At 73.8% G+C, this 14,062-nt stretch carries 13 protein-coding genes; 3 read left to right on the top strand and 10 right to left on the bottom strand.

Annotated elements, in window-relative coordinates; all coding sequences use genetic code 11:
- The first annotated feature begins 58 nt into the window (after window positions 1–58).
- The 3 genes from ACI1MP_RS18095 to ACI1MP_RS18105 all read left to right on the top strand — a co-directional run bounded on the left by ACI1MP_RS18095 (window position 59) and on the right by ACI1MP_RS18105 (window position 3,306).
- Complete coding sequence (locus ACI1MP_RS18095; protein ID WP_100588951.1) at window positions 59–253, top strand: hypothetical protein; 195 nt, start codon at window positions 59–61, stop codon at window positions 251–253.
- A gap of 55 nt (window positions 254–308) precedes the next feature.
- Complete coding sequence (locus ACI1MP_RS18100) at window positions 309–2,153, top strand: BTAD domain-containing putative transcriptional regulator (protein WP_380333907.1); 1,845 nt, start codon at window positions 309–311, stop codon at window positions 2,151–2,153.
- A 157-nt stretch (window positions 2,154–2,310) separates the two neighbouring features.
- Window positions 2,311–3,306, top strand: coding sequence for a helix-turn-helix transcriptional regulator (locus ACI1MP_RS18105; RefSeq protein ID WP_100588953.1), 996 nt, complete (start codon window positions 2,311–2,313; stop codon window positions 3,304–3,306).
- A gap of 27 nt (window positions 3,307–3,333) precedes the next feature.
- Here the strand turns inward: ACI1MP_RS18105 and ACI1MP_RS18110 are convergent, their stop codons facing one another.
- From ACI1MP_RS18110 to ACI1MP_RS18155, 10 genes are read right to left on the bottom strand one after another with little or no spacing between them, the layout of a single operon-like run.
- On the bottom strand, window positions 3,334–5,025 hold the full coding sequence (locus tag ACI1MP_RS18110; RefSeq protein WP_404869029.1) for a DHA2 family efflux MFS transporter permease subunit: 1,692 nt from the start codon (window positions 5,023–5,025) through the stop codon (window positions 3,334–3,336).
- A 40-nt stretch (window positions 5,026–5,065) separates the two neighbouring features.
- Window positions 5,066–6,232 carry a hypothetical protein gene (locus tag ACI1MP_RS18115; protein WP_404869030.1) on the bottom strand — a complete coding sequence of 389 codons (1,167 nt, stop codon included), beginning with the start codon at window positions 6,230–6,232 and terminating at the stop codon, window positions 5,066–5,068.
- A complete protein-coding gene (locus ACI1MP_RS18120; RefSeq protein WP_404869031.1) occupies window positions 6,229–6,381 on the bottom strand; it encodes a hypothetical protein in 153 nt (50 codons plus the stop codon). The genes ACI1MP_RS18115 and ACI1MP_RS18120 overlap by 4 nt, the downstream gene beginning before the upstream one ends.
- Entirely contained in the window at window positions 6,378–6,764 is a 387-nt protein-coding gene (locus ACI1MP_RS18125) for a hypothetical protein (RefSeq protein ID WP_380333877.1), read from the bottom strand. The genes ACI1MP_RS18120 and ACI1MP_RS18125 overlap by 4 nt, the downstream gene beginning before the upstream one ends.
- Window positions 6,761–7,741 (bottom strand): hypothetical protein, encoded by a 981-nt coding sequence (locus ACI1MP_RS18130; RefSeq protein ID WP_404869032.1) that lies wholly within the window; start codon window positions 7,739–7,741, stop codon window positions 6,761–6,763. Before ACI1MP_RS18130 ends, ACI1MP_RS18125 begins: the two co-directional genes overlap by 4 nt.
- Entirely contained in the window at window positions 7,741–10,062 is a 2,322-nt protein-coding gene (locus ACI1MP_RS18135) for a beta-ketoacyl synthase N-terminal-like domain-containing protein (RefSeq protein WP_404869033.1), read from the bottom strand. Before ACI1MP_RS18135 ends, ACI1MP_RS18130 begins: the two co-directional genes overlap by 1 nt.
- Complete coding sequence (locus tag ACI1MP_RS18140; protein ID WP_380333874.1) at window positions 10,062–11,099, bottom strand: aminomethyl transferase family protein; 1,038 nt, start codon at window positions 11,097–11,099, stop codon at window positions 10,062–10,064. Before ACI1MP_RS18140 ends, ACI1MP_RS18135 begins: the two co-directional genes overlap by 1 nt.
- A gap of 38 nt (window positions 11,100–11,137) precedes the next feature.
- Entirely contained in the window at window positions 11,138–13,165 is a 2,028-nt protein-coding gene (locus ACI1MP_RS18145; protein WP_404869034.1) for a GNAT family N-acetyltransferase, read from the bottom strand.
- A 42-nt stretch (window positions 13,166–13,207) separates the two neighbouring features.
- Complete coding sequence (gene fabZ, locus ACI1MP_RS18150) at window positions 13,208–13,723, bottom strand: 3-hydroxyacyl-ACP dehydratase FabZ (protein WP_404869035.1); 516 nt, start codon at window positions 13,721–13,723, stop codon at window positions 13,208–13,210.
- 2 nt (window positions 13,724–13,725) lie between these two features.
- Window positions 13,726–14,016: an acyl carrier protein gene (locus tag ACI1MP_RS18155; RefSeq protein WP_035864774.1), complete on the bottom strand. Its 291-nt coding sequence runs from the start codon at window positions 14,014–14,016 to the stop codon at window positions 13,726–13,728.
- Window positions 14,017–14,062 lie beyond the last annotated feature (46 nt).

Genomic DNA, 14,062 nt, shown 5'->3' on the forward strand with positions numbered 1-14,062 from the left:
ACCGAAACCCCGGGAAAGCGATCCCGGGGAAATTCCACCACTTTCGAGGAGAATTTCCGTGCTGGTCACCCGCGTCTCCAAGTTGGTCGCCCTCTCGGTCGCCGCAATTGCCGCACTGGCCTTTTCCGCAGCGTCGGTGGAATACTCCGGAAATGTCGCCGACGGCACCGGCGCCGGCCAGGTCGTGCCGGTCGCGACGGCCACTCCGAGCCCGGTCGTCTCCCCGAACGGCGACGTCACCTGGGGCGGCTGAGCCCCACGCACGACGACCGCACATCCGACCGATCGCACTCACGGGGGTGAAGACGATGGAATACCTGGTCCTGGGCGCGCTGGAGACGCGTCAGGGCGGCGTCCTGGTGGACGTCCGGGGCATGCGGCAGCAGAGACTCCTGGCGCTGCTGCTCCTGAACGCCGGCCGGGTGGTGCCGATGGACTTCCTGGTGGACGAGCTGTGGGAGGACCCGCCGCCGTCGGCCAGACCGCAGGTGCACAACGCGATCCGCGACCTGAGACGGGTGCTGGCCGCGGGCGAGCACCGACTGGTGACGGTGGACGTCGGGTACCGGCTCGCGGTGCCGGAGGACGCGGTGGACGCGCACCGGTTCACCCGCAAGGTCCGGGAGGCCCGGGCCGCCGAACGGGACGGGCGGTTCCCGGAGGCGATCCGGCTGCTGCAGGCCGCGGTGGACCTGTGGCGCGGCGACGCCTTCGCGGGCATCCACTGCCCGGCGGTGACCAGCGCGGCGGTGAAGCTGAACGAACAGCGGCTGACCGCGCTGGAGGACCTGATGGCGCTGCGCCTGAAGGTCGGTGAGACTTCCTCGCTGGTGGGCGAGTTGACCGCGCTGCTGGCCGAGTACCCGCTGCGCGACTCGCTGCGGCGGAGCCTGATGACGGCGCTGTGCCGCAGCGGCCGGCAGGCGCACGCGCTGGCGGTGTACGACGAGGGCCGCCGGTTCCTGGCGGACGAACTCGGCCTGGAGCCGAGCCCCCAACTGCGGGCCCTGCACTCGGAGATCCTCGCGGACGCGCCCGGCGTGCACGACGCACCGGAGCGGCCACCGGCCCGCCCGGCGGCCGCGGAGGACCCCGCGCCCGGGCAGCGGCCCAACTGCCTGCCGCACGACCTGACCGACTTCACCGGCCGCAGCGCCGAACTGGCGCTGCTCCAGGAGGCGGTGGCCCGCCGGGCGGCGGGAGCCCCGCTGATGCTGGCGATCGACGGCATGGGCGGCGTCGGCAAGACCACGCTCGCGGTGCGGGTGGCGCACCGGGTGACCGCCGACTTCCCGGACGGCCAGTTCTTCGCCGCCCTGGACGGCTTCGACGAGTCCCGGCCGCCGGTGCCGCCGAGCCAGGCGCTGGCCGCGCTGCTGCGCGCCGACGGCCTGGGCCCGGAGCGGATCCCGGCCTCGCTGGAGGAGCGCTCCGCGCTGTGGCGCTCCCGGCTGGCGGGCCGGCGCTGCCTGCTGGTGCTGGACGACGCGGCGACCAGCGCCCAGGTGCGCCCGCTGCTGCCCGGCGCCGGGGAGACCCTGGTGCTGGTGACCAGCCGGCGCAAGCTGAGCGCGCTGGACGGATCGGTGGCGCTGCCGCTGGACGTTCTGCCGCCGGGCGACGCGGTGGAGCTGCTCGCCCGGGTGGCCGGGGAGCGCCGGGTGGCGCGGGAGCCGGTCCGGGCGGCGGAGGCGGCGGCGCTGTGCGGCTATCTGCCGCTGGCGATCCGGATCGCCGCGACCCGGCTGCGGGACCGGCCGGCGTGGTCGGTGGCGGACCTGGTGGACCGGCTGGCCGACCCGGAGCGGCGGGCCCGCTGCCTGCGCACCGCGGACCGCGACCTGATGGCGCTGCTGCGGGCGTCCTACCAGTACCTGGACCGGGCGCAGCAGCGCTTCAGCCTGTTGATGAGCCGTCAGCCCGCCGGGTCGTTCGACGTGGACCGGGCGGCGGCGGTGACGGGGCTGAGCGCGGACGAGGTGGAGGGCTGCCTCGACGTGCTGTACGAGAACAACCTGATCCGGCAGGAGGCGGCGGCGCTGTTCTCGTTCCACAGCCTGGTGCGGGACTGCTCGCGGCTGCTGCCGGAGCCGTCGGACGGGAGCGGACCGCCAGCCGATCTGACTGTCGGTCAACTGGCGGTGACAGCCTGAGAGCGGGCCCGGTCGGGACGCTCCGCGGGTCGTGTCCGGACCGCCGTTGTCCTGACATGTTTGTGGAATCTTGGGGTCAAGGTGTGGTTGCCCTGTGTCAGTAAGCTCAGGAAAAGATGTAGACCTTACTGGCGCTGATCGAAACGGGGACCGATCCATGCTGGACGTTCTGGGGCTCGATGCGGAGGCCGAGTCCATCTACCGGAGGATGCTCGCCGACCCGCAGGCCGGGGTGGTGGCGCTGGGCAGAGCCTTGTGTCTCACCGAGGACAGAGTCCGCACCGGACTCGACAGACTCAGTGAACTGGCCCTGATCCAGCCGTCGGCCCGGGAGGGCATCGGCTTCCGGGCGGTCGGACCGGAGACCGCGATGGAGGTGCTGCTGGCCCGCCAGCAGGCCGAACTGGCCGCCCAGCAGTTGCGGGTGGAGGCGTCGCGGGCCGCGGCGGCCCAACTGATCGCGGAGTGCTCGGCGTTCCGGCCGACCGCCACCGACGCGGCGTCCGAGCAGCTGAACGGCCCGGAGATGATCCGCGAGCGGCTGGCCGAGCTGGCCGGGTCGGTGCGCCAGGAGGTGGCGACGTTCGCCCCCGGCGGCGCCCACACCGAGGAGGACCTGCGGGCCAGCCGGCAGCCGAACGCGGCGCTGCTGGAGCGCGGCGTGCAGATGCGCACCGTCTACCTGGACAGCGTCCGCAACCACCGGCCCACCCTGGACCACGTGACCTGGCTGAACCTGCAGGGCGGCCAGGTCCGCACGGTGCCCGAACTCCCCATCCGCATGATCATCTTCGACCGTCAGCAGGCGGTCCTGCCGATCGACACCGAGGACGCCCGGGCCGGTGCGGTGGTGCTGCGCGGCGCCGGCACGGTGGCCGCGCTGTGCGCGCTGTTCGAGGGCGTGTGGTCGGGCGCGATCCCGGTCGGGGACGCCCCCAAGTGCGACGAGAACGAGATGCCCCCGCACGAGCTCGCGGTGCTGAAGATGCTCGCCCAGGGCCACACCGACGAGGCGATCGCCAAGCGGATGGGCGTCTCCCCGCGCACCGCCCGGCGGTTCGCCGCCAACCTGATGGAACGCCTGGACGCCCGCAGCCGGTTCGAGGCCGGGGTGCACGCCGTCCAGGACGGCTGGCTCCCCGCCACGCGCTGACCGCGGGCGTCCTGCTCCGATGCTCCGTCAGGCCGCCTGCGCGGCCTGTTGGCGCTTCTCCCGGCGGTCCGCGAGGAGGAGCGCCAGCGCGGGCAGCAGCGTCACCCCGTACACCCCGAGCAGCCAGCCGAAGGAGTGCGCGAACGCGGCCGGCACCATGCCGTGGTGGCTGCGGGCGGAGTCGGTGAGCACCACCGTGACCACCGCGATGGCCAGCGCGCCGCCGATCCGCTGGGTCAGGTTGAGCTGCGAGGAGGCGTCCGGGATGGACTCCTGACGGATCGACTGGAACGCCCGGGTCATGGTCGGCACGATGGTCAGGCCGGTGCCCAGACCGCGGATCACCAGGCTGCCGCAGATCAGCCAGTACGGGGTGGCGCCGGTCAGGCCGGTCATCGGGACGGTCGCGATCATCGTCAGGCTGATGCCGATCAGCACCGTCGCACCGCCGCCGATCTTCCGCAGCAGCACCCGGGACAGCCAGGCGGCGGTCACCACGCCCAGGCCGCCGGTGGACATCAGCAGGCCGGTGGTCACCGCGGACTCGCCGCGGGCGTCCTCGAAGTACAGCGGGATCAGCATCATCGGCGAGTACAGGACGAAGCCCAGGCAGAAGATGTTCACCACCGCGGTCGCGTACACCGGGATGCGGAACAGCCGCAGGTCGAGCAGCGGGTGCTTCGCCTTCAGCTCGCGCACCACGAACACCGTCGTGCCGACCACCGCCAGGCCGAGCGGCACCAGCAGCGCCGCGCTCGCCTCGGCGCCGCGCTCGGCGTACGCGTGGATGGCCAGCACCAGGGAGACGGTGGCGGTCGCCGAGGAGACCAGGCCCAGCAGGTCCAGCGGCTTGGCGCTGCCGGCCGGCGGGGCGTCCTTGCGGACCCAGCGCACGGCGGCGAACAGCAGCACCGCGCAGAACGGGATGTTCACCACGTACACCGCCGACCAGCCGCCCCAGGCGACCAAGAGACCGCCGATGGTCGGGCCGAGCAGCGGGCTGATCAGCATCACCGAGCCGTTCAGGCCCTGCACCTTGGCCAGGTGCTCGCGCGGCACGCCGCGGGTCAGCAGGATCGTCGAGGCCGGGGTCAGGATGCCGGCCGCCGCGCCGGACAGGCCGCGGGCTGCGATCAGCTGGTCCAGCGACTGGGCGGCGGCGCAGCCCAGCGAGCCCAGCGCGAACAGCGCGGCCGCCGCGGCGAACACCCGCTTGGTGCCGAACCGGGTGGACAGCCAGCCGGTCGCGGGCATCGTCGCCGCCAGCGCCAGCAGGTAGGCCGTCACCACCCACTGCACCTGGTTGATGCCGCCGAACCGGGCGGTGGTCTCCTGCATGGAGACGTTGACGATGGTGGTGTCCAGCAGTGCGATGAACCCGCCGGCGATGGCGACGGCCATGGTGATCAACGCGGCCTTGGACGGACCGCCGTCCTGGGCCGGCGGCGCGTCGGCCGGCCTGTCGGCAGCGGACGTCGACGGGGGTTCGGGCTCCGCCACGGCGACCGCGACGGTCTCCTCGACCACCGCGGTCGGCTCGACGGTCTTCACGACGGCGGCGGGGGCGGCCTTGGCGGGCTTGGGGGCGGTGGGCTTCGCGGCGGCGGGCTTGGCGGCGGCTGCGGGCTTGGCGGCGGGCTTGCGTGCCGGGCCCGGCGTGCGGCGGGCCTTGCCCTTGGCCGCGTTCACCGTGGTGCGGGCGGGCTGCTTGGTGGGCATCTTCGCGGGTCCTTCATCAGCGGGAGGAGGGGTGGCCGGGTCAGTCGACGGCGAGCAGGGCGCGTTCGACCTCGTCCAGGACGGCCTCGGCGGCCGGGCGGGCGTCGGGCCGGTTGCGGCAGGACAGGGTGACTTCGGTACGGCCGCCCAGCTGGCAGGTGCTGAGGAACATCTCGGCGTACGGGACGAGCATCGGCAGCGTGCAGTAGTCGGTGGGACGGAAGTGCGCGGTGCGGAACAGCTCGGTGTCGATCCGGCCGTGGTCGGTGAGGATCGCGGTGCACGGGAAGCGGGTGCCGTCCAGCTCCTGGGCCTCCCGCAGCGAGTTCGCGAACGGGTTGTTGCGCAGGAAGTCCCGGTCCAGGGCGGCGACTTCGCGCTTGCGGAGCATGGCGGCGAGCAGCTGGCTGTGCAGCCGGTTCCAGCGGTCCTCGCGGTGCAGGTCGAGCACCAGCTGGGAAGTCAGGTTGGCGGTGGAGCGGACCTCGCGGTCGTGCCGGCGCAGGTCCACCGGGATGATCAGGCGGCCGGCGTCGGCGGTCAGCAGCCGGGACACCGCCGCGCCGATCCGGGCGGTGGCGGCGGACGGCGTGGCCGCGATCGAGCGGCGCAGCCAGAGCGCCGTTCCGTCGGCGGTCCCCTGTCCGAGGATCGCGGGGCCTCCCTCCACCCGGGCCGGGACGGGGGCGGCCGGGACGGGGGCGGCGGCGGTCCGGAAGTGGGTGTCGTCGACGGTGGAGTCCGCGCCGATCGTGGGCTCGTCGCGCAGTGCGCGGAACAGGTCCTCGATCCAGTACCGCAGGCCGCGGCCGTCGGTGACGATGTGGCTGGCCCGGACCACCAGTCGGGTGGTCACCGGCCCGTTGGCGAGGCCGACCTCGCAGACCGGCCCGGCCACCACGTCCAGGTCGCGGTGGAAGAACGGGTGGTCGAACCCGGCGTCGGCGGGCAGTTCGGTGATCGGCGGGAGCGCGTCCCCGGCCCGCCAGTTGGGGCCCTTGCGGCGGACCGCGAGGCCCGGGTTGGCGGTGGTGGCCTGCCGTACCGCGTCGGCGAGGCGCTCCGGGTCGATCCGGCCCTCGCCCTCGACGACCATCTGGATCAGCTGCGGGGTGCCGGTGGCGTTGGCGTTCAGGTAGCCGCGCTCGATCTGGGAGATCCGCCGGGTGTAGGCCCGGGCCGGCGTGGCAACGGCGGTGGCGGTCATACGACGAGCTCCAGGGTCGGGGCGGCGAAGTCCTCGGGCCGGGTGGCCACGTCCTCGGGCAGGGTGCCGAGTTCGAACTGCGAGGCGGGTCGGCGGACGGCGGCGGTAGTGGCTGCGGTGGCGGTCGCGGTGGTCGCGATGGCGGTCATGCGACGAGTTCCAGAGTCGGAGCGGCGGGTTCGGGCAGGCAGTCCCACCGGGAGCAGCTGCTCGCCACCACCTCGCGCCGCGCGCGGCCGGGTTCGGCCGACGGCGTCGGGGCGGCACCGGAGTCCGCCTGCGGGCCGACGGGTTCGGCCGAGCAGTCCCACCGCGAGCAGGCGCGGGCGGAGGCGCGCTGCGCGCAGCCCGGACCGGTCTGCGACGCCACGCCGAACTCCTCGACCGGAGAACCGAGTTCGGCGGAGCCGTCCAGCACCGGGTGGGCGGTGAGCAGTGCGGCCGCACCGGAGTTCTGCGGCCGGCGGGGTTCGGGCCCGACGGCGGGCCGCTGCTCCGTCCCGGCCTGCCCCGCGCAGCGGGCGGCGGTCATGCGGCGGCCTCCAGGCCGAGTGCCTCGGTGCGGACGGCGGGTGCGGACGGCTGCGGCTGCCACCACCAGCGGACGGCGGCGGGGGCGTCGGTGGCCAGGGCCAGGTGCAGGCCGTGGCCGAGGTCTGCGGAGCGGACCAGGTGGCCGACGTTGGTGGGGCGCCAGCCCGGCCGCCAGTCCGGCAGCCGGACGCCCGCGAAGGTCTCCTTGCGCAGGTGCGAGGCCTTGATCAGCGCCTCGCACTCGGCGAAGTCCCGCATGGTGGCGGGCTCGCCGTCCGGGCGGCCGAGCAGCGCGCCCAGCCACTGCATCGCGAACGGCCGGTCCCGGTGGTCCTGGAGGTCCACGCCGACGGTCTGGCCGGACACCAGCGCCACCGTCGAGTACGCGGCGCAGTGCGCCACCGAGGCGGTCAGGCCGAGCTCCGGCACGCTCCACCGCCGGTGCTCGTCGCGGGCCAGCTCACGGGGGCTCAGCCGGACCCCGTACAGGGTCGCCACCGCTTCGGTGATCAGCCACCGGCCGGCGTCGTTCAGCCGGTGGCCCATCCGGTCGCGCGGCAGGTGCGGGTGCCGGGTGACGAGGCAGTCGATGGCGGCCTCGTCCGCCGGGCCGCCCTGCGGCGCGTCCGCGGCGGGCGCCGGTCGGTTCGGCTGCGCGGGGGCGGACAGGGCCTCCGCCGTCGCCCGCCGGACCGTCGGCCCGGGTGCCGCCCGGTCGGGCCGGCCGTCCGCCGGGGCCTGGGTGGGTGCCGGGCCGCCGCCCGGCACCCGGCCGAAGTCCGGTGCCCCGCCGGGCACCGACTCCGGCGTCCGGAGCCGCTCGGCCGTCGCGGTCGCGGAGGCCGCGGCGAGCACCGGGCCCAACCGGCCGGCCCAGCCGAGCATCACCAGGTCCGTCCCGACCAGGTCGGTCTCCGGGCGCTGCTCCTCCAGCCAGTCCCCGGCGGCCCGCAGCACGCTTCGCACGGCGCCCATCACGGCCTCGCGTCGAACACCGCGGCAGCGTAGGAGCCGCCGTAGGCGAAGCTGGACAGCAGCAGGCGTCCGGCGGGGGCGTCGCCGGCCAGGGCGGCGACCAGGCCGAGGGCGCCGGCCGAGCCGTACGTCTCGCCGAGCAGCGCCTTGGGGGTGACCGTGGGGCGGTCGGAGAGGCCGGCCAGGGTCAGGGCGCGCGACTGGGCGACGTCGACCAGGCGGTAGCCGGAGGCGGCGGAGACCACCGTGTCGATCTGCTCGGGCGTGGAGTCGGCCTCGGCGAGGGCGCCGCGCAGGGCGCGGGCCCAGGCTTCGCCGTCGCGGCCGATCCGGCCGATGCCGGCCGCCTCGCCGGAGGCTCCGAAGCCCCGGACGTCCGCCAGGACGCTCGCGCCGCGGGCGGCGGCGGAGGCCTCGGACTCCAGCAGGATCGCGGCCGCGCCCTCGGAGAGCACGGTGCCGGTGCCGCCGCCGGGGACCACCCGCGTCGTCGTCGCGTATCCGGGCAGCCGGGCCTGGGTGGCCAGGGCCTGCTCGGGGAACTCGTCGGCGACCACGACCATGATCCGGTCGGCCATGCCGCGGGCGATCACCCGGGCGGCCAGTTGGAGCGCGAGCACCGAGGAGGTGCCGCCGTTGGCGATGGTGGCGGTGTAACCGCGGTAGCGGTGCAGCATTCCGACGTGTCCGGCGGCGGCGTTGACCACGGTGTTGGCGAACATCGCCGGGTTGGCGCCGGTGATGCCCTGCTCCAGCACGCCCTGGTGGAAGCTCAGGACGGAGGTGACCGGGCCGTAGCCGGTGGCGAACACGATGCCGGTGCCCTCGGCCTCGGCGCGGGACGGCTTGCCGTGCCGCTCGTACAGGTCGCCGACGGCGCCGGCGGCGAGCACGCCCAGCGGGTCCATCCGGCGGGCCTTGCTGGGGTTGAGGCGCTTGGCGACGGCCTTGACGTCGATCCGGCCGATCGGGCACTCGCCGACGCCGGCGACCTGCTCCAGGTTGTCGAAGCCGACCCGGCCCTCGGCGAGCGCGGCGGTCAGTTCGGCGGTGGAGCCGGCCGAACCGGCCAGGCCCGCGACGCCGGTGACCACGACGTGGTGCACGGGCTGCGTGCGCCGGGCCGAACGGGCGGGCCGGCCGGGCTTGTTGAGCACCACGGTGGCGTTGTTGCCGCCGAACGCGAAGGAGTTGGAGGCGACCACTTCGAGGGGTGCGGGCCGCCCGGTGTTGGGGACGATGTCCAGCCCGAACGGGGAGTCCACGCCGCGGGTGCTGACGGTCGGCGGGATGACGCCCCGGTCGATCGCCATGGTGGAGACGATCGCCTCCACCGCGCCGGCCGCGCCCAGGGTGTGGCCGAGCATCGACTTGGTGGAGCTGGCGGGCGGCACCTCGGCGCCGAACAGCAGCTTCACGGCCTTGGGCTCGGACACGTCGTTGGCGGGGGTGCCGGTGCCGTGCAGGTTGACGTAGTCGACGTCCTCGGGGGCCAGGCCCGCGGTCTGCAGGGCCTGGGCCATCGCGGCGGCCGCGCCCTTGCCGCTCGGGTCGGGGGCGGTCTGGTGGTAGCCGTCGCAGGAGAGGCCGTAGCCGCCGAGTTCGGCGAGCGGGGCGGCGCCGCGTTCGGCGGCCCGCTCGGCGGACTCCAGCACCATGAAGCCGGCGCCCTCGCCGAGGGTGAGCCCGGTGGAGGCGGTCATCGGCGCGCACGGCTCGGGATCGAGCGCGCCGAGGGCGGAGAAGCCGTACGCGGAGAGCTGGGCCAGCGGGTCGACGCCGCCGCAGATGACGTAGTCGACGTCGCCCTTCCAGAGCAGTTCGGCCGCGTAGCCGAGGGCCACGGCGCTGGCCGCGCAGGCGTTGGAGAGCACCACGCGGGGGCCGCGCAGGTCGAACTCGGCGGCGATGAAGTCGCCCACGCACGGGAGTTGGGAGGCGGCGGCCTGGACGGCGTCCAGCACGCCGTCCTTCACCAGGCCGCGGTGCACGCTCTCCAGGGTGGGCATCGCGCCGAGGCTGGAGCCGACCACCACGGCGACCCGGTCGCGGTCCACGGTGTCCAGGTCGAGGCCGGAGTTGCGCAGCGCCTCGCGGATCGCGGTGGCCGCCAGCGCGTAGCAGCGGTCCAGGTCGGCGGGCTGCTCGGCGGTGACCATGCCGGCCCAGTCGGTGAGCAGCTCGGCGGTGTCGAACAGGGTGTTGGTGCGGATGCCGGAGACGCCCTGGGAGATCGAGGCCCAGCTCTTCTCCACGTCATCGCCGGCGCCGGTGATCAGCCCGAGGCCCGTGAGGGCGATGCGTTCGGTGGTCTTGGTCATCAGTGGATCCGGGTGGTGAGCGAGCGGGCGATGACGCGGGGCTGGGTGACCGTGCGGACCGGGGTGTCGGCGCCGTCCCGGTCGGCCGCGGAGAGCTCCAGGCCGGGGACCCAGAACGGGGCGTCCAGCTTGGCGACGACCAGTTCCTCGTCGGCGTTCGCGGACGGGGCCTGCCAGATGACGGTGCCGATCTGCTGCCCGCCGGCGGTGACGGGGGTGCCGACGGCGAAGGCGGCGCCGGCCGGGGCGGCCAGGGCGGTGATCTTCGCGTTCTCGGCGGTGGGCTTGACCAGCTCCTCGGAGCCGAGGAACTCGCCGACCCGGTTCCAGTCGACCATCCAGGCCAGGTCGGCCTCGTGCACCGGCAGGCCGGCGAAGCCCGCGGCGTAGACCGCCATGCCGGCCTCGGCCTGGACCCGGGCCAGGCCCTCGGCGCCGACCTCGGCGCCGCCCTGGGCGAGCACCGCCTCGACGGCGGCGGCGTGGCCGGCCTCGGGGGCGTTGGACAGCAGCAGGTAGCCGTACTCGCCGGTGGTGCCGACCCGGGCCAGGTGGGCGAGCGCGGCCGGCTCGCCGGGGACGGCGGACTCGGTGACGCCGTGCAGGGTCAGGCCGGAGATGTCGAACTCGACGAACGCGGCGGCCGCGGCCCAGGCGTTCGGGCCCTCGAACGCGGTGGCGCCCCAGCCCTCGGGGGCGACCTCGACGGTGACGTCGGCGGGGGCGTCCAGCGCCTCCAGGTAGCCGGTCAGGGCGTCGACGGAGACGGGGGTGCGGGGCAGCAGCCAGGAGTCGTCGCCGATCTCGAAGTGCAGCAGGATCGCGAACGGCGAGCCGTCCTGGTTCAGCGCCAGCGCCTCGCGGACGGTGTCCGGCTCGACGTACTCGCTGGACTTGGCGAGGAACAGGTCGAGGAACTCGTAGCGGTCGCCGCCGGAGATCCGGACCAGCGGGGCGGTGATCGGGTAGACGCCGATGGCGGTGCGGACGGTGGTGTAGTCGTCCTGCGCGGTGCGCACGGCAACGGTGGTGGTCATGGCTCTGGTGGTCCTTTCGAGGATGTTTCGACGGGGTGTCAGATCGCGGGTGCGGGGTGGACGGACAGCTGCCAGGCGGCCTCGGCGCCGGCCGTCGCGCAGCCGATCAGCAGTCCGGAGGAGGTGGTGCGCAGGACGATTTCCGGTGCGCCGCTCCCGCTGTCGGCGGGGGCGAGGTGCAGCCAGTGGCCGCTGGTGAGGCGGATCGCCGCGGCGGACGCCCAGACCTGGCGGAAGGCGGTGGCGTCAAGCTCGTGGCGCTTTCCGGCGGAGTGCAGCACCACGGCGGTGTCGGCCGGGGTGTCCGGGGTGAGCCAGAGCACCGTCTCCTCGTCCGCGCCGGGGGCGTGGACGTCGATCCGGACCGGCTCGGCGGCCTGCTCGGGGGCGGTGACCTCCCAGCTGATCCGCTCCTGCGGGGCGGCCAGTCCGAGCGGGTGCTTCTGCTCCCACTCGCGGGTGGTCGGCACGCCCCAGCCGAGGCCGGTGGCGAGACTGTGCCGGTGGTGCTCCAGGGTGACCCAGGCGCCGGCGCTCCACCGCGGGTTGTTGCCGAAGGCGCGGGTGCGGGGGGCGGGGCTGCGCAGCACCTTCTTGCCGCCCTCGGTCCAGGAGGTGATCCCGCCGGCGTTCGCCTTGACGATCAGCTTCCGTTCGCCGGTGGCGAGTTGCGGTGCAGCGGTGGTGCGGGGGGTGTCCTGGTCGGCGCCGGTGCGGAGTTCGGTGCGCAGCCGGGCGGTGCCGTCGGCGTCGGGCTCCAGGTGGCGTTCGACCAGGGTGGTGTGGATCAGCCGGACCGGCCGGCCGGCCGGGAGGGTGATCCGGGTGGCGCCGTCGGTCCAGGCGAGGGTGGAGCCGGCCGGGGCGGTCTGCGCGGCGGCGACCACCTCGGAGGTGTCCCGGACGCCGATGCCGGTGCCGATCAGGTGCTGGACGGCGGTGGTGTCGGGGCCGGTCAGGGTGAAGTCGCCCTGGCGGAGTCCGACGGTCTGGAAGATCCGGCCGGGCCGGGTGGTGTACGTGAACTGCTGCTCCAGCACGCCCCGGTGGAGCGTGAGGGTGCCGGTGACCTGGTTGCCGCCGGTGGTCTCGCGGACCTGGACGCCGTGTTCGACGGGGTGGATCTCCAGCTCGCGGGCCTGGCCTTCGCGCCAGCCGGCCGAGCGGTCGGCCTCGGCGCTGGGCCAGGTGGAGACGAACACCGGCCCGTGGTGGCCCTCGGCGTGCACGGTGAGGGTGCCTTCGGCGGTGTCCAGCTCGGCGGTGAGGCCGCTGTCGCCGAAGCGGTGCGGCTCGGCCGGCGCCTGGATCCGGACCTCGTACGGCGGTTCGGCGATCTTCAGCGGCCGGGTGGCGCCGTCGGGGGTGGTGAGCGCCGCGTCCAGCATCAGGCCGCGGTCCACGTCGATGGTGGCGGTGAGCTTGAACTCGCCGAGGGCCAGAGCGTAGGCGACGGTGCGGATTTCGTCCACCACCCGTACGTCGGACCGGAGTTCGTCGTCCCGGCCGCCGGCGACGTTGCCGAAGCTGCTGAGCTGGCCGAGCGCCGCCAGCGCCTCGGGGTCGAGGTCGTGGAAGACGCTGCGCAGGATCAGCGGGATGTAGTTGTGCAGCTCGACGTTGCCGTCCTCGCCGGGGACGGTCTCGCCGACCGACACGCAGCCGACCCGCCGGTACAGCTTGAAGGCGACGGTGTTGGCCGGGTTGACGGTCAGTCGGAGCACCAGGCAGCCGCAGCGCATCATCCATTCGACGGCTTCGGTGAAGAGTCGTCCGGTGATGACGCCGTTGCGGTAGGCCGGGGCGACGAAGAACATGTCGGCGATGAGCTCGCCGGCCCGGGCGGAGCGGCGTCCGGTGCTGTGGAACAGCCCGAAGGTGCCCACCACCCGGTCGTCGTCGACGGCGATCAGGAATGTCGCGGTGTCGCGTTCGGCGAGTTCGCGCTCCAGTTCCTCGCCGGTGATTCCGCCCGCCACCGGGTTGGGGTTGTCGCGGTGACGGTTGTAGAGCTCGGCGATGTCATGCGCGTCGCCCTCCTGGTACGGGCGGATCGTGATGGACATTCCACACCTCCTTGTCTGCTCTGGTCCGAGGGGCGACGGGGGTCAGCCCTTGCGTCCGGTGGTGACGATCAGCGAGCCGGCGGCGGCGAGTTCGGTGCCGACGGAGGCCCGGACGGAGACGGAGCGCAGGCCGCCGAGCTTCTGGCCGAGCTTGGCCTCCAGGGTGAGCTGGTCGCCGGGGACGACCAGCCGGGAGAACTTCATCGAGCTGATCGAGCCGAGGTAGCCGACGCTCGACGACGGGTCGCCCTCGGCCGGAGCGGGAGCCTCCAGCAGCTCGGCGACGTAGACCACGGCGACCAGCTGGGCCATCGCCTCGACGATCATCACGCCGGGCATGATCGAGTGGTCGGGGTAGTGGCCGGCGAAGAACGGCTCGTTCACCGAGACGCTCTTGATGCCGCGTCCGGAGACGCCGGGGACCACGTCGTACGCGCGGTCGATCATCAGCATCGGCCAGCGGTGCGGGAGCATCCGCTTGATGTCGTCGGAGGAGTAGGCGAAGGTCTTCGGCTTCTCCTTGACGGCCACCTTGGTGGGTGCGACGGCAGTGGCCACGGTCAGACCTCGCGGGCTTCGATGAAGTCGACCAGGGCGTTGATGGAGCCGAAGGCCTCGAAGTCGTCGTCGCTGATCAGCACGTCGTACTCGTTGTTGATCATGACGACGATCTCCAGGGTGTCCAGCGAGTCCATCTCCAGGCCCCGGCCGAACAGCGGCTGGTTGTCGGAGACGACCTCGGCCTCGGCGTCCAGGCCCAGGCGGTCGATGATCATCGACTTGATCTTGAGGTTCTTCTCCAGGCGCTGCTCGGCCTGGGTCCGGACGTCCTCGAAGGTGGCGGTGGACATGATGTGCCTTTCCGTTGTCGGTGATTGATGGAACGTCAGTTCGATG

Origin of the sequence: Kitasatospora griseola (genome assembly GCF_044999035.1) — a bacterium.
Taxonomy (GTDB): domain Bacteria; phylum Actinomycetota; class Actinomycetes; order Streptomycetales; family Streptomycetaceae; genus Kitasatospora; species Kitasatospora griseola.

What these genes read in the sequence shown, in the direction of transcription:
- ACI1MP_RS18155 (WP_035864774.1), bottom strand. Translation starts at nt 14,016, where the DNA reads ATGTCCACCGCCACCTTCGAGGACGTCCGGACCCAGGCCGAGCAGCGC.
- ACI1MP_RS18100 (WP_380333907.1), top strand. Translation starts at nt 309, where the DNA reads ATGGAATACCTGGTCCTGGGCGCGCTGGAGACGCGTCAGGGCGGCGTC.
- ACI1MP_RS18130 (WP_404869032.1), bottom strand. Translation starts at nt 7,741, where the DNA reads ATGGGCGCCGTGCGAAGCGTGCTGCGGGCCGCCGGGGACTGGCTGGAG.
- ACI1MP_RS18145 (WP_404869034.1), bottom strand. Translation starts at nt 13,165, where the DNA reads ATGTCCATCACGATCCGCCCGTACCAGGAGGGCGACGCGCATGACATC.
- ACI1MP_RS18140 (WP_380333874.1), bottom strand. Translation starts at nt 11,099, where the DNA reads ATGACCACCACCGTTGCCGTGCGCACCGCGCAGGACGACTACACCACC.
- ACI1MP_RS18105 (WP_100588953.1), top strand. Translation starts at nt 2,311, where the DNA reads ATGCTGGACGTTCTGGGGCTCGATGCGGAGGCCGAGTCCATCTACCGG.
- ACI1MP_RS18115 (WP_404869030.1), bottom strand. Translation starts at nt 6,232, where the DNA reads ATGACCGCCACCGCCGTTGCCACGCCGGCCCGGGCCTACACCCGGCGG.
- ACI1MP_RS18125 (WP_380333877.1), bottom strand. Translation starts at nt 6,764, where the DNA reads ATGACCGCCGCCCGCTGCGCGGGGCAGGCCGGGACGGAGCAGCGGCCC.
- ACI1MP_RS18110 (WP_404869029.1), bottom strand. Translation starts at nt 5,025, where the DNA reads ATGCCCACCAAGCAGCCCGCCCGCACCACGGTGAACGCGGCCAAGGGC.
- ACI1MP_RS18135 (WP_404869033.1), bottom strand. Translation starts at nt 10,062, where the DNA reads ATGACCAAGACCACCGAACGCATCGCCCTCACGGGCCTCGGGCTGATC.
- ACI1MP_RS18120 (WP_404869031.1), bottom strand. Translation starts at nt 6,381, where the DNA reads ATGACCGCCATCGCGACCACCGCGACCGCCACCGCAGCCACTACCGCC.